This is a genomic window from Peptoniphilus timonensis JC401 (genome assembly GCF_000312025.1).
Classification (GTDB): Bacteria; Bacillota; Clostridia; order Tissierellales; family Peptoniphilaceae; genus Peptoniphilus_A; species Peptoniphilus_A timonensis.
Map to the genome: position 1 here is coordinate 730,796 of NZ_HE978593.1, position 21,784 is coordinate 752,579.

At 31.6% G+C, this 21,784-nt stretch carries 18 protein-coding genes, 5 tRNA genes and 5 pseudogenes; 3 read left to right on the forward strand and 25 right to left on the reverse strand.

Annotated features, from left to right (window positions below; translation table 11 throughout):
* The 16 genes and pseudogenes from HGPT_RS09800 to HGPT_RS03650 all read right to left on the reverse strand — a co-directional run.
* Positions 1-90, reverse strand: a 90-nt coding sequence (locus HGPT_RS09800) for a GTP-binding protein (RefSeq protein ID WP_155799260.1), incomplete at its 3' end; no start/stop codon positions are given.
* Positions 91-107: 17 nt separating this feature from the next.
* On the reverse strand, positions 108-2,183 hold the full coding sequence (gene fusA, locus HGPT_RS03580) for an elongation factor G (RefSeq protein WP_019138506.1): 2,076 nt from the start codon (positions 2,181-2,183) through the stop codon (positions 108-110).
* Between the two features lie 15 nt (positions 2,184-2,198).
* Positions 2,199-2,669 carry a 30S ribosomal protein S7 gene (gene rpsG / locus HGPT_RS03585; RefSeq protein WP_019138507.1) on the reverse strand — a complete coding sequence of 157 codons (471 nt, stop codon included), beginning with the start codon at positions 2,667-2,669 and terminating at the stop codon, positions 2,199-2,201.
* 93 nt (positions 2,670-2,762) lie between these two features.
* Positions 2,763-3,176: a 30S ribosomal protein S12 gene (rpsL, locus tag HGPT_RS03590; RefSeq protein ID WP_019124174.1), complete on the reverse strand. Its 414-nt coding sequence runs from the start codon at positions 3,174-3,176 to the stop codon at positions 2,763-2,765.
* A gap of 182 nt (positions 3,177-3,358) precedes the next feature.
* On the reverse strand, positions 3,359-3,598 hold the full coding sequence (locus HGPT_RS09280; protein ID WP_218914851.1) for a hypothetical protein: 240 nt from the start codon (positions 3,596-3,598) through the stop codon (positions 3,359-3,361).
* Between the two features lie 391 nt (positions 3,599-3,989).
* On the reverse strand, positions 3,990-4,595 hold the full coding sequence (locus HGPT_RS03600) for a hypothetical protein (protein ID WP_019138510.1): 606 nt from the start codon (positions 4,593-4,595) through the stop codon (positions 3,990-3,992).
* A 199-nt stretch (positions 4,596-4,794) separates the two neighbouring features.
* Complete coding sequence (locus HGPT_RS03605) at positions 4,795-5,754, reverse strand: ABC transporter permease (RefSeq protein ID WP_019138511.1); 960 nt, start codon at positions 5,752-5,754, stop codon at positions 4,795-4,797.
* Positions 5,747-6,874 (reverse strand): ABC transporter permease, encoded by a 1,128-nt coding sequence (locus tag HGPT_RS03610; RefSeq protein WP_019138512.1) that lies wholly within the window; start codon positions 6,872-6,874, stop codon positions 5,747-5,749. Before HGPT_RS03610 ends, HGPT_RS03605 begins: the two co-directional genes overlap by 8 nt.
* Positions 6,861-8,394 (reverse strand): annotated as a pseudogene (locus tag HGPT_RS03615) (ABC transporter ATP-binding protein). Before HGPT_RS03615 ends, HGPT_RS03610 begins: the two are co-directional and overlap by 14 nt.
* Before the next feature lie 119 nt (positions 8,395-8,513).
* Positions 8,514-9,610: pseudogene (locus tag HGPT_RS03620) on the reverse strand (BMP family lipoprotein).
* A 173-nt stretch (positions 9,611-9,783) separates the two neighbouring features.
* Positions 9,784-10,812, reverse strand: coding sequence for a hypothetical protein (locus HGPT_RS03625; protein ID WP_019138516.1), 1,029 nt, complete (start codon positions 10,810-10,812; stop codon positions 9,784-9,786).
* Between the two features lie 83 nt (positions 10,813-10,895).
* A pseudogene (locus HGPT_RS03630) lies at positions 10,896-11,943 on the reverse strand (ABC transporter substrate-binding protein).
* 5 nt (positions 11,944-11,948) lie between these two features.
* Positions 11,949-12,734 (reverse strand): ABC transporter permease, encoded by a 786-nt coding sequence (locus HGPT_RS03635; RefSeq protein ID WP_019138517.1) that lies wholly within the window; start codon positions 12,732-12,734, stop codon positions 11,949-11,951.
* Entirely contained in the window at positions 12,731-13,564 is an 834-nt protein-coding gene (locus HGPT_RS03640) for an ABC transporter permease (RefSeq protein ID WP_019138518.1), read from the reverse strand. Before HGPT_RS03640 ends, HGPT_RS03635 begins: the two co-directional genes overlap by 4 nt.
* A pseudogene (locus HGPT_RS03645) lies at positions 13,561-14,597 on the reverse strand (ABC transporter ATP-binding protein). Before HGPT_RS03645 ends, HGPT_RS03640 begins: the two are co-directional and overlap by 4 nt.
* A gap of 10 nt (positions 14,598-14,607) precedes the next feature.
* On the reverse strand, positions 14,608-15,147 hold the full coding sequence (locus HGPT_RS03650) for a helix-turn-helix domain-containing protein (RefSeq protein ID WP_019138519.1): 540 nt from the start codon (positions 15,145-15,147) through the stop codon (positions 14,608-14,610).
* A gap of 429 nt (positions 15,148-15,576) precedes the next feature.
* On the opposite strand from HGPT_RS03650, the gene HGPT_RS03655 reads away from it, so the two are divergent.
* A complete protein-coding gene (locus tag HGPT_RS03655) occupies positions 15,577-16,284 on the forward strand; it encodes a heparan-alpha-glucosaminide N-acetyltransferase (protein WP_019138520.1) in 708 nt (235 codons plus the stop codon).
* Here the strand turns inward: HGPT_RS03655 and HGPT_RS03660 are convergent, their stop codons facing one another.
* From HGPT_RS03660 to HGPT_RS03675, 4 genes and pseudogenes are all read right to left on the reverse strand, one after another.
* Positions 16,285-17,133 (reverse strand): TPM domain-containing protein, encoded by an 849-nt coding sequence (locus HGPT_RS03660; protein WP_019138521.1) that lies wholly within the window; start codon positions 17,131-17,133, stop codon positions 16,285-16,287.
* A gap of 9 nt (positions 17,134-17,142) precedes the next feature.
* Positions 17,143-17,715 carry a LemA family protein gene (locus tag HGPT_RS03665; protein ID WP_019138522.1) on the reverse strand — a complete coding sequence of 191 codons (573 nt, stop codon included), beginning with the start codon at positions 17,713-17,715 and terminating at the stop codon, positions 17,143-17,145.
* Positions 17,705-18,887: pseudogene (gene thiI / locus HGPT_RS03670) on the reverse strand (tRNA uracil 4-sulfurtransferase ThiI). The gene HGPT_RS03665 and the pseudogene thiI overlap by 11 nt, the downstream one beginning before the upstream one ends.
* An 8-nt stretch (positions 18,888-18,895) precedes the next feature.
* Positions 18,896-20,041: a cysteine desulfurase family protein gene (locus HGPT_RS03675; protein WP_019138524.1), complete on the reverse strand. Its 1,146-nt coding sequence runs from the start codon at positions 20,039-20,041 to the stop codon at positions 18,896-18,898.
* Between the two features lie 146 nt (positions 20,042-20,187).
* On the opposite strand from HGPT_RS03675, the gene HGPT_RS09805 reads away from it, so the two are divergent.
* Together HGPT_RS09805 and HGPT_RS09810 are read left to right on the forward strand one after the other, a co-directional pair.
* Positions 20,188-20,793, forward strand: a complete 606-nt coding sequence (locus HGPT_RS09805) for a ribonuclease H-like domain-containing protein (RefSeq protein WP_019138525.1) — start codon at positions 20,188-20,190, stop codon at positions 20,791-20,793.
* Complete coding sequence (locus HGPT_RS09810) at positions 20,780-21,145, forward strand: hypothetical protein (RefSeq protein WP_019138526.1); 366 nt, start codon at positions 20,780-20,782, stop codon at positions 21,143-21,145. Before HGPT_RS09805 ends, HGPT_RS09810 begins: the two co-directional genes overlap by 14 nt.
* 79 nt (positions 21,146-21,224) lie before the next feature.
* Here the strand turns inward: HGPT_RS09810 and HGPT_RS03685 are convergent.
* From HGPT_RS03685 to HGPT_RS03705, 5 genes are all read right to left on the reverse strand, one after another.
* Positions 21,225-21,311 (reverse strand) — tRNA-Leu (locus HGPT_RS03685).
* Between the two features lie 50 nt (positions 21,312-21,361).
* Positions 21,362-21,438: transfer RNA gene (locus tag HGPT_RS03690), tRNA-Arg, on the reverse strand.
* Between the two features lie 11 nt (positions 21,439-21,449).
* A tRNA-Gly gene (locus HGPT_RS03695) sits at positions 21,450-21,524 on the reverse strand.
* A 24-nt stretch (positions 21,525-21,548) separates the two neighbouring features.
* Positions 21,549-21,634 (reverse strand) — tRNA-Tyr (locus HGPT_RS03700).
* A 22-nt stretch (positions 21,635-21,656) separates the two neighbouring features.
* Positions 21,657-21,732: transfer RNA gene (locus HGPT_RS03705), tRNA-Thr, on the reverse strand.
* Positions 21,733-21,784: the final 52 nt, after the last annotated feature.

The following is a 21,784-nucleotide window of genomic DNA, read 5'->3' on the forward strand; positions in this document are numbered from 1 at the left end:
AGCTGTAAGAGTTGTTTTACCGTGGTCAACGTGACCAATTGTTCCAATGTTTACGTGTGGTTTATTTCTTTCAAATTTTGCCTTTCCCATTATAATCCTCCTATTTATTAGTTTTTATTTTTATCTCCAACTACTTCTTCTGCTATTGATGCAGGTACTTCTTCGTAATGATCAAATATCATTGAGTGTGTTGCTCTTCCTTGTGTATTTGAACGAAGACTAGTTGCGTAACCAAACATTTCTGCTAGTGGTACATAAGCTGTAACAATTTGAGCTCCAGCTACTAGTTCCATACCTTCCATTCTTCCACGTCTTGAATTAATATCACCAATTACATCTCCCATGTATTCTTCTGGAGTTGTAACTTCAACTTTCATCATTGGTTCAAGAAGTACTGAGTCTGCTTTTGCAAGAGCATCTCTTGTTGCCATTGATCCAGCAATCTTAAATGCCATTTCTGAAGAGTCGACTTCGTGATAAGAACCATCGTAAAGTGTTACTTTAACATCAAGAACTTCGTATCCACCAACGATACCTGATTTAAGTGCTTCTTCAATACCTTGTTGAGTTGGTCCAATAAATTCCTTAGGAATAGCACCACCAACGATAGCATTTTCAAATACAAAGCCTGCACCTGGTTCGTTTGGTTCGATTCTAATTTTAGCGTGACCATATTGTCCACGACCACCTGATTGACGAGCGTATTTAGCTTCGCCTTCAGCAGCTTTTCTAATACCTTCTCTATATGATACTTGTGGGTTACCAATATTAGCTTCAACTTTAAATTCTCTTAAAAGTCTATCAACGATGATATCAAGATGAAGCTCACCCATACCAGAGATAATAGTTTGACCAGTTTCTTCATCAGTATGTGTTCTGAATGTTGGATCTTCTTCAGCAAGTTTTGCTAATGCAAGAGCCATCTTGTCTTGAGAAGCCTTAGTCTTAGGTTCAATTGCTACAGAGATAACTGGTTCTGGGAATTCCATGTTTTCAAGAATAACATGACTCTTTTCATCACAAAGAGTATCACCAGTTGATGTATCTTTTAGACCAACAGCTGCAGCGATTTCTCCTGCATGGATTTCTTCGATTTCTTCTCTCTTGTTAGCGTGCATTTGAAGAATTCTTCCGATTCTTTCTCTCTTACCTTTAGCACTGTTCATAACGTAAGAACCTGCTTTTAAAACTCCAGAGTAAACTCTAAAGTATGCAAGCTTACCTACATATGGGTCAGTTACAATTTTAAATGCAAGAGCTGAGAATGGTTCATCATCAGATGAATGTCTTTTTACTTCATTTCCGTCTTCATCAGTACCAACAATAGCAGGTACATCTATTGGAGATGGAAGATAGTCAATTATTGCATCAAGTAGAAGTTGAACACCCTTGTTCTTGTAAGAAGAACCACAAGATACTGGAGTAATCTTAACATCAAGAGTTCCTCTTCTGATAGCTTTTTTAAGAAGTTCTTTGTCGATTTCTTCTCCTTCAAGATAAGCCATCATTAGGTCTTCATCAAATTCAGATGCGACTTCAATTAAGTTTTCTCTATATTTATTTGCAATATCCATGTACTCTTCAGGAACATCAGTAATTTCGATTTCCTTACCAAGTTCATCTTTGTAAATTTCTGCTTTCATTTCAACAAGGTCAATCATTCCAATGAAGTTATCTTCTGCACCCATTGGTACTTGAATTGGAACTGGGTTACCCTTTAGTTTCTTGTCGATTGTGTCAACTGATCTAAAGAAGTCTGCACCTGTAACGTCCATCTTGTTGATATGTGCGATTCTTGGAACGTGATATTTATCTGCTTGTCTCCAAACAGTTTCAGATTGAGGTTCTACACCACTTTTTGCATCAAAAAGTGCAACAGCACCATCAAGTACTCTAAGAGATCTTTCTACTTCAACTGTGAAGTCAACGTGTCCCGGAGTATCGATAATATTAAGTCTGTAGCCTTTCCAGTGAGCTGTAGTAGCTGCAGAAGTAATTGTAATACCTCTTTCTTGTTCTTGTTCCATCCAGTCCATTTGAGCTCCACCGTCGTGAGTTTCACCGATTTTGTGAATCTTGCCAGAGTAGAAAAGAATACGTTCTGTTGTAGTAGTCTTTCCAGCATCAATATGGGCCATAATACCTATATTTCTATATTTTTCTAATGGTATTTCGCGAGCCATAAATTCCTCCCCTTATTACCATCTATAGTGAGCAAATGCCTTGTTAGCTTCTGCTGTTCTATGCATTTCATCTTTTCTCTTAACACTTCCGCCTAAACCATTAGATGCGTCAAGTATTTCTTTTGCAAGTCTTTCGTGCATTGTCTTTTCGCCTCTAGCTCTTGCATATTTAACTAACCATCTTAGGCCTAGAGTTTGGCGTCTTTCCGGTCTTACTTCCATTGGTACTTGGTAAGTAGCACCGCCTATTCTTCTTCCCTTTACTTCAAGTACAGGCATTACATTGTTAAGTGCCTTGTAAAATACTTCAAGTGCGTCTTCTCCAGTTTGTTCTGCTATAGTTTCAAGTGCTCCATAAACAATTCTTTGAGCAGTCCCTTTTTTACCGTCAAGCATAACATTGTTTATAAGCTTAGTGATAACTACATCACTGTAAACTGGATCAGCCATAACTTCACGTTTTTGGATATGTCCTTTTCTTGGCATAACTTCCCTCCTTAACTATTTTTCAGTCGATTCATTGGTACTCAGGTTGAGCCCGTAAGCCAAAAATCTATAAAATCTCATCAAAAAATTCTATCAATTTTTAGGTTTCTTAGTACCATACTTAGATCTTGATTGCTTTCTATCTGTAACTCCAGCTGTATCAAGAGTACCTCTTACGATATGGTATCTAACACCTGGTAAATCCTTTACTCTTCCACCACGGATTAAAACAACACTGTGTTCTTGTAGGTTGTGTCCGATTCCTGGAATGTAAGCCATAACTTCATATCCGTTTGTTAAACGAACTCTGGCAACTTTTCTAAGAGCTGAATTCGGTTTTTTAGGTGTTACTGTTCTTACTGCAACACAAACTCCTCTTTTTTGTGGAGAGTTAACTTCTGTTTCAACTTTTTTAAGTGTGTCATAGTTTACATCAAGAGCTGGTGATTTAGATTTACTGTGAATTTTCTTTCTACCATTTCTTACTAATTGGTTAATTGTAGGCATTAATTGCACCTCCTGTTTTATTAATAGTATCAGACATTTCAAAGACTACCCAGTCTTAGGTAGTCTTTCCGTCTCAAATACTCATCAATTTTATCATTAGATAATCATTAAGTCAATAAAAAATATGAGAAATTGGCGAATTCCTCATATTTTTTTATTAATCTATTCTTTTTATTTAAAATTTACATAAGTTTATCCATCAAAAAAACAAACCTATCTGCATTTATTAGATTATAAATTACAAAGAAAGCTTGGGATAAGATAAAAATTCCATCTATAATAGTAAAAACTATTCTATAAAGATCTTTCTTTGTAAAAATTGTCCTAAGATTCTTTATTAAAAAATATAGATTAACCATAAAACATCCTATTAACAAATAAATCGCAGTGTTAACATAAGCTGATTTGTTAAAATTTTTCATAACATTTCCATTTTTTAGTGTTAAGAAAAATACAAACTGATAAATTGTAAAAATTAGACAATTTATTATAACTATTAGCTTTAAATATTTTTCATTCTTATAAATTTTTGAGTCGAAATCTAATATTTTCAATAAAATATATATAACAAGATAACATCCAAAATAAAATAAGATTACATTTGTTCTTGAATAAATTGAACTAAGCCAACAGCTTGTTAATATTGTGTAAGCTAGGTAAGAATCTAAAAGTTTCTCTTCTTTGATAGAATTTTTTTAACTTTCTTATTAGATAATTTTCTAATAATTATAAAAAATAATATGGATAAAAAGGTTCCACAAAGGATTACTTGAATTTTGCCTGTCATTTCTCTCTCCTTTAACTAAAAAATTTTTACATCCTATCGAGATAAAAATCAAATCTATCAATATTTATTATGTTATATAAAGTCCCCAAAATAAATATTACAACAAAAATTATCAGACTTATAATAAAAATCTTTCTCCACAAATCTTTTTCTACAAAAAGAAACTTAACAGCTCTCTTAGTTAAAAGGTATATATTGTATGATAGGAAGATGGTTGTTAAAATTAATATATTTCTAAAATCACTTTTACTATATGAGTATATAGTATTTAAATCAGTAGTACTAATAAAAGAAAATACTTGCATTGCTATTGCCAATATAGATGTGAAAATCAACTCATATTTTACTAGGTTTTTATTCTTTAATAGGTGACTTCCTCTTTTGGATTGAGTGTAAAGAGTTAAAACTCCCCATGCCAAAAACATTATAAGAAGAAATGCAATTATACTTGCTCCTGATCCTTGATAGACTTGGAATGCCAATTGTAAAATCATAAAAGTAGTGAATATAAATCCAAATACAAGGTCCTTATCAGTAGCTCTTTTTCCTGTTTTTTCTTCTCTTTTTAAAAAATAAGTAACTAATATAGATGTAACCAAAAAAACTAAAAAGATAAACATTAAATCTGACATTCTCCCATCTCCTTTACAATTTAGTATAACATGCATAATATAAAGTTTTAAAGAAAAGTAATTTCAAATATCTAATTATTTAAATATTTTTTCATAAAGAATTTCATTCTTTGTTATATGAATTATTAATAAATTAAAAAATTTAATGAGTCAAATATGCATAAAAAAAGTCCCAGCCTAAGCTGAGACAAATTTTATTTTAATTATTTCTTTCATATGGAAGACCATCTGAAGATGGTGCTCTTGACCCCTTTACAAAAGCTATTAAAACTATAAGAGTTATTGCATAAGGAATCATTGAAAGTAGGTTTGTATCAATTTTTATGCCAATAGATCCTAGAAAAACTGAAAGTCCTTGGGCAAAACCAAATAATAAGCAAGCAAGCATTGCTCCTTGAGGTTTCCATCCACCAAAAATTACTGCTGCAAGGGCTATGAAGCCTTGACCTGATATAAGAGTTTCTCTGTAATTTGAAACAACAGCAAGTGACATTGATGCACCGCCAAGTCCTGCCAAAAATCCAGATGCAAGAACACAAATGTATTTGATTTTGTAGGCGTCAACTCCAAGAGTTTCTGCTGCTTTTGGATATTCTCCAACCGCTCTTATTCTAAGACCCAATCTTGTTTTATATAAAATAAAATAAACTATAAAAACAATTATAAAGGCTATATAAACTGAAGCGTATTGTGAAAAAACTATATCTAAGAATCTGCTTATTCCCTTTGCTCCTGCATCAGACTTAAATACTTTTCCAAATAAAATTGGAAGTTTATTTTCATAAGGAATTGATTTGGACATTGCTGCTCCATCAAAGAAAAGTCTACACAAGAAAAGTGAAAGTCCAGGTCCAATTAAATTTATGGCTATACCACTTACAACATGGTCTGCAGCAAAATTTATTGTGGCAATGGCATGTAGAAGTGCAATTAGCATTCCCCCAAGACCTCCGCACAAAAATGCAAGCCAAGGATTTCCTACATAAAATCCAACAATAGAACCAACAACTGCTCCAATAGACATCATACCTTCAAGACCAATATTTACAACACCAGCATTTTCAGATAAAACTCCACCAAGTGCTGTATAAATAAGGGGAGCAGAATACAAAAGTGTAATCGATAAAATACTAGCTAAACTTAATAGTGAATTATTCATTTGCTCCTCCTTTTTCTATATTTTTATTATCCTTCTTTGACCACTTAGTGAAGAAGAATTTTATTATATCCAAAAGTTTTGGCATTGCTATAAATAAAATCATAATACCAATGATTATATTTACAACTTCTGAATAAGTTCCTATTGTAGTTAACTTTCCTCCTCCATAAATTAAACCTGCATAGAGAAGGGCTGCTGGAATTGTTCCCAATGGGTTGTTACCAGCTATAAGTGCAACAGCCATACCATCAAATCCATATCCTTCTTGGGCTGCCATGATTCCTATATCACCAGAAACTCCAAGAACTGTTATAGCTCCAGCAAGACCTGCTAATATTCCTGCAATACCCATGGATTTTACAATAGATTTATTAATATTAATTCCACCATATTCAGCAGCTTTTTCGTTGAAACCAACTGCTCTAAGTTCATAGCCAAGAGTAGTCTTCTTTAAAATATACCAAACTACAATGGCAGCTATAATGGCAATTATTATGCCAAAATTTAGTGGCGGATTTAAAATATCTTTTAAGAATTTATGGTCCAAAAGATATGCTCTACCTTCCTTACTCATCTTCCAAACTCCAGCAATTTTTATACTTGCACTTTGTTTTATTTCGTAAGAGTTATCTGATTCAATGCTTCTTAAAATTGGAAAACTCAAAAGATAATTACTTAGATAAAAGGCAATCCAGTTCATCATTATAGATGAAATAACTTCATTAACTTGGAATTTTGCCTTTAATATACCAACTAAAGCTCCCCAAATATATCCACACAAAGCACCTGCTAATAGAGCAACAAGTCCGCGAATTACTGGTGGTAGATCTAACAAAAGTCCAACAACAAGAGCTCCAATAGATCCTACAATATATTGTCCTTCTGCCCCAATATTAAAAAGTCCAGTGTTAAATGCAAAAGCAACAGAAAGTCCAGTTAAAATAAGTGGAACTGCTCTTACAATTGTCCAAGAAATATACTTAGGCTTTCCAAAAGCTCCCAAAAATATAACTTTGTAGGCTTCCACTGGATTAGTCCCACTAAGTAAAAGAATTATAGAACCAATTAAAATACCTAGTACAATGGCAAGAACTGTATATAAAAATCTATTCCTCTTCATTTTTACCTCCTGCCATATAAAGTCCAATTTCTCTCTCATTTGTAGTCCTAGCATCTAAAGTCTTTAAGATTTTTTCCATTATAAATAACAGAAATTCTATCAGACAGTGCCATGATTTCATCTAACTCAAAGGAAATAAGTAAGACTGCTTTTCCCTTATCTCTTTGTTTTATTAAAAAGTTTCTAATATATTCAATTGCACCAACATCAAGACCCCTAGTAGGTTGAGCTGCAATTAATAAATCTGGGTCACCAGAAATTTCTCTAGCTATAATAACTTTTTGTTGATTACCACCAGATAAAGCTCCAGCAAGTTGCTCTATATTTCTAGGTCTAATGTCATAATCTTCTGAAAGGTCTTTTGCATTTTTTTCGATATTAGGAAAATCTAAAATTCCCTTTTTAGAAAACTTTTCTTTGTAATATTCTTTTAAAATAATATTTTCTGCAACTGAAAAATCTAATACTAGACCACGAAGTTGCCTATCTTCTGGTATTGAATTTAATCCTCTTTCTATAATATCTCTTGGGCTTAAATTTAAAATTTCTTCGCCCTTAAAAATCACAGAACCAGATTCAGCTTTTTTAAGACCTGTTATAGTTTCAATGAGTTCAGATTGACCATTTCCGTCGACACCAGCAATTCCATGAATTTCTCCAGCCTTGATATCTAAATTTAAATTATCTAGCTTTTTGACATTTCTAATATCTCTTGCACAAAGGTCTTTAATTTCTAAGATAGTATCTCCTGGATTGGCATCGCACTTATTAACATCAAGATGAACTGCCCTTCCAACCATCATATCGGCAAGTTCAGATTCACTCACATCAGAAACATTTACTGTGTCAATTTTCTTTCCGCGTCTAATAATAGTACATCTATTTGCCATTTGCTTAATTTCCTTTAGCTTGTGGGTGATAATTATAATTGACTTGCCTTCTTTGGCAAGATTCTTTATTATTTCAATTAATTCAGTAATTTCTTGTGGAGTTAAAACTGCAGTAGGCTCGTCAAAAATTAAAATGTCGGCGCCCCTGTATAGAACTTTAAGTATTTCAACTTTTTGTTGAGTTCCCACAGAAATATCTTGGATTTTTGCATCGGGATCAATCTTAAAACCATATCTTTTTGAAAGAGCGATAACATCTTCCCTTGCCTTTTTTATATCCACCTTAATTCCATTCATAGGCTCCATACCAAGAACAATATTTTCGACAACAGTGAAGGGTTCAATAAGCATAAAGTGTTGGTGAACCATACCAAGTCCAGCTTTTATAGCATCGTTAGGATCTTTAAATTCTTTTTTTTCATTATTAATATAAATTTCACCTGAAGTTGGAGAACTCATGCCATATAGCATATTCATAAGAGTCGTCTTGCCGGCACCATTTTCTCCAAGAAGAGAATGAATCTCTCCTCTTCTAATATCAAGATCAATCTCGTCGTTTGCGATGAAATCGCCAAATTTTTTGGTGATTTTTTCCATCCTTACGACTAAATCTTTATTATCAATTTCCAATACAAACGCTCCTTTTTTATGTTAAATAAATTATACCAAAGATTAAGATAATTTTAAAATAATTTACAATAAAAAAAGCCATCTCCATGAGATGACTCAAAAAGAGATGGCGAATAAAATTATTTACTTTGGTTGTAAGTTTCTTCGTTATAAGGAACTTTTATTTCTCCAGAAATAATTTTTTCTGAGATTTCATCAACTGCTTTTAATATTTCTGGTTTAACATTCTTATCAGAAGTTGGTGCAATACCTACTGCTCCACCATCTGCTAGACCTAATTCAATAGTTTTTCCACCTTCAAATTTGCCTTCTTGCATATCTTTTACAACTTGGTAAACAGCAACATCGCCGTTTTTCATTGCAGAAGTTAATACATTTTCAGGGGCTCTATCGCTTTGGTCTCTATCAACACCAATTACCCATTTGTCAGCTTCTTTAGCAGCTTCGATAACACCTTCGCCTGCTCCACCAGCTGCGTGGAATACTACGTCAGCACCATTTTGATACATTGTAGCAGTGATTGATTTACCCTTTTGTGCATCAGAGAAATCTCCAACATATTGGCTAAGAACTTCTATGTCAGTTCCCTTTTCTTTAGCTGCGTAATCAACACCAGCCTTGTAACCATATTCGAATCCCCAAATAATGTTACCTTCTTGGCCACCAACGAAACCAACCTTGTTAGTTTCAGTAGTCATACCTGCAATATAACCAACTAAGAAAGAAGGTTCTTGTGCTCTAAACATAATTCCAAGTAGGTTTGTTGGAGCTTCAATTTTGTTTCCATCTTTATCAACTGTAACATCAACGTCAACTATTGCATAGTTAGTTTCAGGATACATTGCAGCAGCTTCAGATATTGCTCCACCCATTTTGAAACCTGCACCAATGATTAGATTTTTTTCTTGGTCAGCAAAAGTTTCTAGGTTTGGTGTGTAGTCCTTAGTGTCCTTAGATTCAACGTAGTCAGCATTAATTCCAAGTTCATCTTTAGCTTTTTGTAGTCCTTCCCAAACACCTTGGTTAAAAGATTGGTCATTAACTCCACCTTCGTCAGTTACAAAACCAACATTGATGTCTTCTGCTTTAGCTTCAGTTGTTTCTTTAGCAGCGTTTTCAGCATTTGCATTTGCTTTCTTTTTTTGTTGCCGCCACCACAAGCAACAAGTGTCATTGCTATCAATAACACTGAAAGTAATGTAATTTTCTTCTTCATTTAAAAATCCTCCTATATATATTTAATTAAATTATATATTATTATAAACTTTATTTCAATTTTTTATAAAGATACTTATTTTATAAAAAAGTTTTCATTATTTTTATGTTTTTGTAAATTTTTTCACACAAAAAAGCCCAAACTAGTTGAGCTTTTAAAATATAATTATTAAATTATCCAATAAATACTCTTGGAATCATAAAGAAAATAACTGAGAAAACAAAGTAGATTAATAAAAATGCCACAGATTGTTTCATTTCTTTTGTTCCAAATTTAAATTCTCCCTCTCTTCCAATATATCTTGCTGCAATGGAAGCTATGCATCCAAGAATTGGATAGGCAATTAAAACTCCAAGATTGCTTGTTCCCTTGTCTATAAATCTGTAAAAAGCAGGTATCATAATGAAAAAGGCTCCAAGATATATTTGGAAATTTCCTCTGTCAAACCAAATTAGAGCAATTACACCAAGTGATATTACTAATAAGACAACTGTTGATATTGTATTTATTAGTGAAATTTTATTAATCAAGGATTGGTCAATTAATTCTAATTTATTTACATAGTAACCTGAGTTAGTATAAGCTTCTTTTACACTATTTGTTGACTTAGTAGTTTCTGTCCAATTTTCCACTTTTGCGTTTGTGACAAAAACTGATGCATCTTCAACCTTTTGTCCACCAGAGAAATATAGTGGGTTTGCTTTGTAGTAAACTTGGAATTCATATTCTCCAACTTTTTCCTCTAGACTTAATTTTACTTCGCTCACTGCTTTAAATTCTTTGTTGTCAGTCTTGTTATAAAAATCTTTTACCTTTAATTTTAATTTTTCTTCGAATAAGGATTTGTTAATCTTGTCAAAGTCGCCTCTTAGATTAACCTTAGATTTTCCATAGCTAACTCCCTCGTCAAAGAAAATTTGTCTATTAGGAGTACCCAATATTCTTGCAGTTGTGTCTTCGCCTGTGTAATTAAACTTTATGTCATATTTTATAAGACTTTCATTGCCATCTTTTTCTACTGATCTTGTAACTTGAAGATTTTCTACACCATCAGAATTGTTGAAAAGAATCCCGTCGAATTCTCTATTCACATTAGAATTTGGCCACAAAAGAGACTTGCTGAAAAAAGCAGTTAGAGAAGCTAACATAAGTACTAATAAAAAAATTGCAAATACAACAAGCTTTTTTATTCTCTCGTTCATTTTAAACCTCCATTATGAAAACATTTCGCATATATTACATGATATCACATGGAGGTCCTAAAATAAACAAATTTATTAGCATATTAAAGATTGGAAGCATTTATTTCTGTCCAAATTCTATCGTAAACTTTTATAAAGTCTCCTAAATCTCTAAAGGATTCAAGTTCTGGAAGTTTGTCAAAGTCTGGATAAGCAACTTTTGAGTTTTTAATTTCATCTGGAAGAAGTTCTTTTACTCCCTTAACTGGTGAAGTATAGCCAACACAATATTCTGCATTTTTTGCTTGCACTTCTTTTTCAAGCATATAATTTATAAATTTTTCTGCTCCTTCAACATTTTTTGCGTTTTTTGGAATTACCATTGAGTCATACCAAATATTTGAACCTTCCTTTGGCACAACATAATCAAGATCTTCATTTTGCCCAATCATTAAAAGAGCATCTCCTGAATACATTACAGATAAATTTGCATCTCCTTGAACTACAACATCACGTCCATCATCATCAAGGTAAGCGTAAACTAGTGGTTTTTGTTCGATTAATGATTTTTTAGCTTCTTGTAATTCATTTTCATTTTTTGAATTTAAGGAATATCCTAATCTCTTTAAAGCTATTCCAAGTGTATCTCTTTGAGAATTATACATAATTATTTGATCTTTGTATTTTTCATTCCAAAGTATATCCCAAGAATCAACCACATCTTTTATTTCTTGCTTGTTGTAGACAATTCCCACAGTTCCCCAGAAGTATGGCACAGAGTATTTGTTTTCTGGATCGAAACTAGGATTTTTTAATAAATCTTCAACATTTTCAAAGTTTGGAATATTATTAAAGTCAATTTCTCTTAAAAGACCTTCATTTGTAAGTCTTCCAATCATATAATCACTAGGTACAACTACATCGTATTTATCTTGTGATTGAGTCATTTTTAATATAAAGGTCTTCATTAGATGCATAAGTATCGTAATTTACCTTAATTCCTGTTTCCTTTTGGAAATCTTTTAAAATTTGTGGGTCAATATATTCTCCCCAATTGTAAACATAAATTTCTTCTTTTGCACTTTCTTCTTTGCCACATCCTGTAAGTCCAATAAGCATTAATAAAGAAAGGGCTAAAATTATTTTTTTCATGTGTTTCATAGATTCACCTCAATTTTTTTCATTTTATCACTTCTCTTGTTAATTATAACAAGAAGAATTAAAAGTGCTACTAACATTAACGTTGATACTGCATTTATTGACGGATTAATTCCCTTTCTAGCCATAGAATAAATTGTTATGGAAAGATTGGAAACTCCCTGTCCTGTATTGAAAAAGGAAATTACAAAATCATCTATGGAAAGAGTAAATGCCATTAAAGCTCCAGTAAGAATTGCAGGTTTTATTTGTGGAATTACCACATTTAATATTGCATAAGTCGGTGTAGCTCCTAAGTCTAAAGCTGCTTCTACTGTATTTTTTTGCAACTGATTTAGTTTTGGAAGAATTGACAGTATAACATAGGGAATGCAAAATACAATGTGTGAAATAATCATTGTTGTGTATCCCATTCTTATATTAAAAAGTCCAAAAAGTCCCATAAGAGCAACTGCTGTAACAATGTCTGGATTAATTACTGGTAAATAATTTATATTTAGGATGGCATCTCTTTTAAAGCCCCTAAGTTCATTTATTGCAATGGCAGAAATTGTACCAACAACTGTGGATATAATAGTTGCTATCACTGCTACTATTATTGTTGTCCATAAAGATGATAAAATCGCTGGGTCAGAGAATAAATTTTTATACCATTTTAAGGTAAAACCTGCCCAAGATCCTCTAAGTTTTGAATTATTAAAACTAAAGACAACTAATATAATAATTGGAGCATAAAGGAATAAAAATATTAAAAATAAGTAAATTCTATCAATTGTTTTTTTCAAGATAAGCCTCCTTCTATTTCTCCAGTTTTAATTTTTTTATTAAATAGCTTTGGAAGAACTAAAATCAAAAGCATTATTAAAATTAAAATCATAGAAATTGCAGAGCCAAATCCCCAATCTCCTGTAAAAGTAAATTGTTTTTCAATTAAGTTACCTATTAGGTAGAAATTATTTCCACCTAATAAATTTGGCACAACAAAAGTTGAAATTGCTGGTATAAACACCATAGTTATGCCAGTGTAAATACCTGGAAGTGACAGTGGAAATATAACTTTTGTGAAAACTTCAAAGTCATTTGCTCCCAAGTCCTTAGCTGCTTCAATTAGCTTATGATCCATTTTAAGAAGGACAGTGTAAATTGGAAGCACCATAAAAGGTAAAAAGTTGTAAACCATACCTATCATAATTGCCTTGGAATTATACATAAGATCCCAGGGTCCAAGTCCAAAAATTCCAATAAATTTATTAATTAAACCCTTATTTCCTAGTAGAGTTAACCAAGCATAAGTTCTTAAAAGGAAATTCATCCACATAGGAATAATAAAAATTAAAATCATATTGTTCCTAAGCTTTTCATTCATTCTAGAAATTATATAAGCCACTGGATATCCAATTAATAGACAAAAAATTGTTGAAACACCAGCTAAAACTAAAGACATAACCAAGATTTTTAAATATAAGGGTTCAAAAAATCTTGAAAAATTATCTAAAGTAAAGGCAAAATCTGACAAATCTGTGTTGGCAGAAAGTGAGTGGGCAAGTATTAAAAATAGTGGGAGTACAATAAATACTAAGCCCCAGAATAAATAAACCAATGAAAATTTTTTCATATCAACCTCATTACGTGAATCAAATCATCTTTTATAAATATGCCTGTTTTTTCTCCCACTTCTCTTTTTTCAGTTGACTGAACTAGCATAGAGTAACCATCTACATCCACAGTCATTTCATAGTGAACACCCTTGAAAACAAGACTTGTCACTCTTCCTTCAATTTGATAATTTTCATCTACTAAAAGCACATCTTCAGGTCTTATTACCACTTCTACATCTTCATTTTTGTTAAATCCCTTGTCTACACAAGGAAAATCATAATTTAAAAATCTAACTTTATAATCTTCCAGCATTTTTTGCCTTAATTATATTTGACTCTCCAATAAAGTCTGCTACAAAAGCATTTTTTGGTTCATTGTAGATATTTATTGGACTGTCCATTTGTTGAATTTTCACCATTATTTAAAACCACAACTGTATCACTCATAGAAAGAGCTTCTTCTTGGTCATGAGTAACATAAATAAAAGTTATTCCAACACTTTTTTGAATTCTCTTTAATTCTATTTGCATAGCTTGTCTTAATTTTAAATCAAGTGCACCTAGTGGTTCATCTAACAAGAGAACTTCTGGTTCATTTACAAGAGCTCTTGCAATGGCAATTCTTTGTTGTTGACCACCAGAAAGAGATTCAATTTCTCTATTTTCAAAACCTGCAAGATTAACAAGTTTTAAAACTTCTTTAACCTTTTCTTTTATTAAATTTTTATCCATCTTCTTTATCTTGAGACCAAAGGCAATATTATCAAAGACATTCATATGAGGAAAAAGTGCATATTTTTGAAAAACAGTGTTAATTTTTCTCTCATAAGCTTCTTTATTTGTAATATCTTCTCCATTAAAGAGAATTTGTCCTTCATCAGGCTCTTCAAAACCACCAATAAGTCTTAAAATTGTAGTTTTACCACAACCTGATGGTCCTAAAATAGTTAAAAATTCATCTTTTTTAACTTTAAAGTCAAAATTCTTTAAAATTACATTATCCCCAAAACTTTTTGTTATATTTTTTAATTCAATTACATAATTTTCCATATTTCACCGCCTAAAAATTTGGTGGAGATGATATCCACAAAATCTCAGTTTCACACTTTCCTTCATTCTTTAAATAATGAGACCTATTAGCTTTAAAATAAAAACTTTCTCCTTTTTTTACCTTGTATTCCTCATTCCCATAAATAAGATTGACACTTCCTCTTAGAACAAAACCAAATTCTTCACCTTCATAGGGTTGAATATCCTTTGATCTTCCACCAGCTTTTATTTTTATCCTCATAGGTTCCATCTCATTTTTTTGAGCATTTGGAACAACCCAATCCAAAATATAACCCATTTCATCATTTTCACTTTCGAAAAAATCTTCTTCTTTAAAGGTTATTTTTTCATTTTCATCTTTTTTAAAAAAAAGACTTGGATTGGTCCCAAGAGCTTCCAAAATATCTAAAAGAGAATCAACTGATGGCGACGTCAAATTTCTTTCAATTTGAGAAATAAAACCCTTTGTGAGTTCAGACCTATCAGCAAGTTCTTCTTGAGTAAGACCTTTTTCAATTCTCATTTCTTTTATTTTATTTCCAATATCCATTGCATCACCTATAATATTAAACAAATTACTTAAATTATTAAACTCATTAGAGTATAAGTGTTAAGTGTAATAAAGTCAATAGATTAGTCCTATTTAATAAAGTAAATTTTTTGTCAAATATAATTTACTAAGAACATTTTTATTTTATAATCATTTTTATCTTGCTTCCACTTTGTGTCTAATATATTCTATTTATTAAGGAGGGACTTATGAAAAATTTTTTAATTTTTATTTTTGGAATTCTTGTTGGCTTTATTTTAAAGGGATTTTACATCTATCTTATTAGTAAATAATATTTAGTAAAAAAACTGAAAGTTAATAAAAATTTTCCGCCTAATTTTATCTTATATTTAACATATTTTATTGAGTCATTATTTACATTTTCCTTAATGGCATCTTATTTGTGTTATAATTTTTCTGAGGTGTTATATGGATACTATTAAGAAAAGATACAATGCCATAGATTTTTTGCGTGGCTTTACTATTATAAGCATGATAATTTATCATGGAATTTTTGATCTTGAAAATTTTTACGGCTTTAACTTTGATCACAATTTTTACTACTACCAACAGTATATTTGTATTTCTTTTATTTTAATTTCTGGCTACTCAACACATTTTTCCAGTAATTTTAAGAAAAAGTTTTTGATTTTGACAGGACTTTCACTTTTAATAACTCTTGGATCCTATATTTTTTCTAAAGAAGATGCAATTTTTTTTGGAATAATTCACTTTTTTGCAGGAGCAACATTAATCCACCTTATCATAAAAGACTATATAAAAAAAATAAATCCAAAATTTGGACTTATTGTAAATTCTATTTTATTTATTTGTCTTAAAAATATTTATTATGGAAGTATTTTCTTTGGAAAGATTAATCCTCCCAAATTTTTATACGATTTGAATTTATTTGTTCTTGGTCTTCCTAGCGAAAATTTTTCATCTGGAGATTATTTTCCTCTTATTCCATGGATATTTTTATTCTACATGGGCTATTTTCTCTTTGATTTTGTAAAATTTACAAAAAAAGAAGCCTCCCACAATATTATCAATATTATGGGCAGGCATTCTCTTTTAATTTATTTTCTCCATCAAATAATTTTGATTGGAATTTTTTCTCTTATCTTTGGTTTTTGATTAAATTCTTCCGCTGGCACCTCCGCCACCAGAGGAACCTCCTCCGCCGAAGCCTCCAAAGCCTCCGCCGCCAAAGCCGCCAGATGATCCACCGAAACCACCAGATCCACCAAAGCCGCCGTAGCCTCCAAAGGATCCTGGTCCCCAGAAAATCACTGGTCTTTGTCTTCTTCTCCTGCTTCCTGGTCCATTTCCACCAGATCCACCGCCATTATTATTTCTAAAAAGTAAATAAATTATAAAAATAATTATGATTAATCTTATAATGGGGACCAATGATAGAAATAAATTACCTTCATGTCCATCAGAATAATCAATTTCTTCCTGTGGCTCTCTTGCCACAATGTCCACACCATATTCCCCTTCATATAATTTTATAATTTGGGCATATCCTTCGAGAACTGCCTTTTCAAAGGGTCTGTCATCTTCATTTTCAGATACGACTTTTCCCATTTGCCTTATAATTCTTGACGCATAGGCATCGGGAATGAAACCTTCTGCTCCGTAGCCTGGCTCTATTTTGACAAATCTATTTTCTTCATCAAGAAGAGCAACTAATATTAGAACTCCGTTGTCCTTATCCTTGTCGCCAATTTTAATATCATTAAAAATCTTTGTGGCGTATTCTTCTAGAGAATAATTTTCCAAGTCATTGACAATTACTATTCCTATCTCCCCACCAGTTTTCTTTTTTAAATCATAAGTGGTCTTGTTGAGATATTCTATTGTCTCTTGACTCAAAGTATTTGTCTCGTCATAAACATTATAAGACATCTGGTCTTTGTCAAAAGCATATACATTAAAGACCAGGGTGAATACAAATAAAATTGTAGCTAACAATTTTTTCATAGCTATCACCTAAAATTTAACTTCTGGTACTTGATTGTCCTTTTCTGAAACTTCGAAATAATCTCTTGGTCCAAATCCTAAAATCTTTGCAATAATATTTGTTGGGAACCTTCTAACTTTTTGATTGTAAAGTTTAACTGTGTCGTTGTATCTCATTCTTTCAGTGGCAATTCTATTTTCTGTGCCTTCAAGTTGAGCTTGTAAATCTAAGAAATTTTGATTTGCCTTTAATTCTGGATAATTTTCAACAACTACATTTAATTTTCCAATAGCTTCTGTCAAATTGTCATTAGCTTCAGCAAGTTCTTTTGGTGTGTTTGCTTCTGAAACTCCTGCACGAGCCTTAGTAATTTCTGTGAAAGTATCTTTTTCGTGACTTGCATATCCCTTAACAGTTTCTACAATGTTAGGAATTAAGTCAGCTCTTCTTTTTACTTGATTTTGAACTTGTGCCCAAGCACCGTTAACATCTTCATCTAGCTTAACTAGATTGTTCCATTGACCGCCGAAGAAAATTGCAAGCACAACAACTATGGCTATTACTGCAACTATACCAACAGCGCCCCTGTTTTTATTCTTCATCGCTTCCTCCTATTTTTTCAATTTTCATTTTAGCTATAGTTTCTTCAACAAGTTTATCACAGTCAAGTGGTTCTTCTGATTTCTCTATTCCCTCAACACTTGGTGTCAAAAGTGGATGTTTTGGTAAAAATACTGTACAGCAATCTTCAAAAGGAAGGATTGATGTTTCATAAGTGTCAATATCCTTAGCAATATCAATTATATTAACCTTGTCCATACCTATAAGTGGTCTAAATACAAGTTTATCTGTTATATCATTAGTTACCTTTAAGCCGTCAATAGTTTGTGATGCAACTTGACCAAGATTTTCACCTGTAATGATGCAATCATAATCATTTTCTCTTGCAATTTTATCTGCAATTCTCATCATAAACCTTCTTGATATAATAGTCATCTCGTCTTCAGGACAATTAATATTTATTTCCTTTTGAATATCCAAGAGGTTTACAGAATAAAAAGTCAAATCTCCAGAGAAATTTGAAATATTTTCTGCAAGTTTTTTTACCTTTTCTTCAGCTCTCTCAGAAGTAAATGGATAAGAATGGAAGTGAAGGCAGTCCACAAGAACGCCTCTTTTTGCCATTAAAAAATCCAGCTACTGGAGAATCTATTCCACCTGATAGTAAAAGAAGACCTCTTCCATTTGTTCCTGTTGGAAGTCCACCATGAGCTTTAATTTTATCTACATAGATATAGGTATCCTTTTTCAAATCACAATAAACATAAAAGTCTGGGTTGTGAACATCAACCTTGATGTCTAAAATTTTTTAATACCATGCCACCAATCTTTGCAGAAATTTCCATAGAATTAAGAGGAAACTTTTTATCTCCTCTATTTGTCTTTACCTTAAAAGTTTTAAACTCTGGATTTTTCTTTAAGCTTTCATCAACAACTTTTAAAACTGCTTCTTCGATTTTATCCCAGTCAGTTTCTACAAGATAACTTGGAGCAATGTAGACTATACCAAAGACGTGTTTTAATCTACTTATCAATTTTTCTTCATTGTCACTTGTAACTTCCACATAGATTTTTCCCATATCGTGATATACTTTTCCATGATCTAAATTTCTCAAATTTCTTTTTATGGATGAAATCAACTTTTCAATAAATCTATGTCTGTTTTTCCCTTTAGAATAACTTCTCCAAGAGAAAGTGCCATAACTTTTTTCATTCAATCACCTATCTCATTATCTTTCTAATTTCTTCAACGTACTCGACTAACTTTTCTACAAAAGTATCAATATCTTCTTTTGTAGTGTCTTTAGAAGTACAAATTCTTATTGTTCCTTCAGCATACTTGTCATCTAAGCCAATTTGTTTTAAAGTTGTAGACTTATGTGTTCCATTGGATGTGCAGGCAGATGCCGTTGAAATATAAATCTCATCACCTTCTAAATAGTGAAGAAGAACTTCAGCCCTAATATCCAATATAGAGAGAGAAACTATAAAATTTGTCGCATTTTCTGGAGTGTTTATCTTATAATCTTCTAAATTATCATTTAACTTTTCTAAAAGATATTCTTTTATTACCTTTGCGTGATCAAGTCTTTTATCCAAATCCCTTTTGGTAAGTTCGCAAGCCTTTCCAAAACCAAGTATACCTGGCACATTTTCAGTCCCAGATCTAAGTCCCTTTTCTTGACCTCCTCCAATAACAAGGCTGTCAATTTTTACATCTCTTCTCTTATAAAGACCACCCATTCCCTTTGGTCCATAAATTTTGTGTGATGAAAAAGAAAAAGTGTCACATCCTATTTCTTTTACATTAACTGGAATTTTTCCAACGGACTGTACTCCATCAACATGACAAAATACATTTTTATTAACTGATTTTGCAATTTCAAAAATTTCTTTTACATTATTTACAGTGCCAAGCTCATTATGAACATATATTATAGAAACTAAAATAGTATCTTCATTCATCTCTTTTTTGAACTTTTCAATATCCACAGCACCAGTTTTATCTACATCTAGATATACAACTTCATAACCAAGTTCTTTATAATGTTTAAACTGATCATCAATAGAAGCATGTTCAATAGAAGAAGTTATTATCTTCTTTCCTCTTCTCTTATTTTTTTCAATAGCTCCGTGAACGGCAATATTATTACTCTCAGTTCCACCTGATGTAAAATAAATTTCGTCACTTTGAGCTCCTATTAAATCAGCAGCATTTTTTCTGGCAATATCTATTTCCTTTTCAATTTTAAGACCAAAACTATGCAAAGATGATGGGTTGGCAAAATCATCAGTAAGAGTCTTCATCATTACTTCAACAACTTCTTTGTCTGGCTTTGTCGTAGCACAATTATCTAAATAAATCATATATCTTCCTTCTATCTATTTTAAACTTTTCTACTAATTTTATATTATAACATGATTTATAAGTCTATTTCTAACTAAGAGACCATTTATAAATAAAAAATAGAATAAATTTAAAATTTTAATGATATACTTGTATTGGTGATAGTGTGAAAACTTTAGAAAGAGAAATTTCTCCCCCTAAAAGGAATTATTTAAAAATAGAAACATCTGGACTTTCAAAAGAACTTGATTCAATTATAAGTATTGCAATCTGCGAAAAAAATTCTAAAAGAGCTAAAATTTATTATGTAGAAAACTTTAAAGACGAAGAAAAACTCTTAAATAGAGTTGCAGCTCTTTTAGAAAGAAAAATTTTTATAACCTATTCAGGTAAATCCTTTGACCTTCCATTTTTAAAAACAAAATATGACTTTTATTTTTCCAAAGACATTGATTTAAAAATAATTGACTTACAAGAAATCTCAAAAAAATACAACTTTATATATAAACTTCCCTCACATTCTAATAAAATCCTGCTTAAAGAATTTATTAAGGAATCTAATAGCAATAAAAAAGAATACGAAGGAATTAAAATAAAAAGCCTTTTTAAAAATTTTATAGAAGGCGAAAATCATGCTATGGCAAGTATTATCGAATACACTTTCAATAGCCTTGATAATTTAGTTAAACTTGATGAGAGCTTTAGAGAAGATTTAAAAAATAAAATAAGAATAGATATCTCAGATTCAGTATTTTTTTATGGAAAATTTTAAAATCTTGGGAAATATAATAGAGATTAGTGGAAAAACTTCCTATAATAAAGATTATTTTGCCACAAATAGTATCTATACTCTTGAAATACTCAATCAGGAAAAAAAGGAATCCTTTCTTGAATTAGAAGAATATTCAAAAAACTTTATCCTAAAAATAAATACAGAAGATGGACTTTACGACGAAAACAATAAGTGCTTTTATTTATTAAAGAAAGATTTAGTTTTTGAAATAAATAATAAAAGCAAAATAAAAAGTCCTTCCAAAATTTTAATTTTATATTATAAAGATCATATATTTGAAAATCAAAAAGAAGTTTGCAAAAATATATTAGAGTATGAGTTGGAAAAATAAAATTTGAGAAAATAAAAAACCATAGCAAAAGCAATATTACAAACACTAGTAAAACTGCTTTTCTATGGTTTTTTATTATTGGTGCAGAAAGAGGGACTTGAACCCTCACGCGATTTCTCGCACATGCCCCTCAAACATGCCTGTCTGCCAATTCCAGCACTCCTGCATAAATATAAGGTAAAAAAAAGCTTGTAATAAAAATTACAAGTTTTTTGTTGGCGTATCCTAGAGGATTCGAACCCCCGGCCTTCTGGTCCGTAGCCAGACGCTCTATCCAGCTGAGCTAAGGATACATATAAAAAAATGGAGCGGATGACGAGATTCGAACTCGCGACCCTCGCCTTGGCAAGGCGATGCTCTACCACTGAGCCACATCCGCATAAGTAAAATTTTTATTAATTTTTGGTGGAGGAGAGTGGATTTGAACCACTGAAAGCTAAGCTAACGGATTTACAGTCCGTCCCCTTTGGCCAACTCGGGAACTCCTCCATGTAAGTTCCTATAAGTTTTTTGGAGCTGGTGGGAGGACTTGAACCCCTAACCTACTGATTACAAGTCAGTTGCTCTACCAATTGAGCTACACCAGCTTAATTAGTCTTTAATTAATATAACACATTTCACAAAAATTTGCTATAAAAA

Bases quoted from the DNA above. Each gene is read 5' to 3' on its own strand.
- HGPT_RS03610 (WP_019138512.1), bottom strand. From the start codon at position 6,874: ATGAAGAGGAATAGATTTTTATATACAGTTCTTGCCATTGTACTAGGT.
- HGPT_RS09810 (WP_019138526.1), top strand. From the start codon at position 20,780: ATGGAAAATTTTAAAATCTTGGGAAATATAATAGAGATTAGTGGAAAA.
- HGPT_RS03605 (WP_019138511.1), bottom strand. From the start codon at position 5,754: ATGAATAATTCACTATTAAGTTTAGCTAGTATTTTATCGATTACACTT.
- HGPT_RS03675 (WP_019138524.1), bottom strand. From the start codon at position 20,041: ATGATTTATTTAGATAATTGTGCTACGACAAAGCCAGACAAAGAAGTT.
- HGPT_RS03665 (WP_019138522.1), bottom strand. From the start codon at position 17,715: ATGAAGAATAAAAACAGGGGCGCTGTTGGTATAGTTGCAGTAATAGCC.
- HGPT_RS09280 (WP_218914851.1), bottom strand. From the start codon at position 3,598: ATGAAAAATTTTAACAAATCAGCTTATGTTAACACTGCGATTTATTTG.
- HGPT_RS03655 (WP_019138520.1), top strand. From the start codon at position 15,577: ATGGATACTATTAAGAAAAGATACAATGCCATAGATTTTTTGCGTGGC.
- rpsG (WP_019138507.1), bottom strand. From the start codon at position 2,669: ATGCCAAGAAAAGGACATATCCAAAAACGTGAAGTTATGGCTGATCCA.
- HGPT_RS03650 (WP_019138519.1), bottom strand. From the start codon at position 15,147: ATGGATATTGGAAATAAAATAAAAGAAATGAGAATTGAAAAAGGTCTT.
- HGPT_RS03625 (WP_019138516.1), bottom strand. From the start codon at position 10,812: ATGAACGAGAGAATAAAAAAGCTTGTTGTATTTGCAATTTTTTTATTA.
- HGPT_RS03660 (WP_019138521.1), bottom strand. From the start codon at position 17,133: ATGAAAAAATTGTTAGCTACAATTTTATTTGTATTCACCCTGGTCTTT.
- HGPT_RS03640 (WP_019138518.1), bottom strand. From the start codon at position 13,564: ATGAAAAAATTTTCATTGGTTTATTTATTCTGGGGCTTAGTATTTATT.
- fusA (WP_019138506.1), bottom strand. From the start codon at position 2,183: ATGGCTCGCGAAATACCATTAGAAAAATATAGAAATATAGGTATTATG.
- HGPT_RS03600 (WP_019138510.1), bottom strand. From the start codon at position 4,595: ATGTCAGATTTAATGTTTATCTTTTTAGTTTTTTTGGTTACATCTATA.
- rpsL (WP_019124174.1), bottom strand. From the start codon at position 3,176: ATGCCTACAATTAACCAATTAGTAAGAAATGGTAGAAAGAAAATTCAC.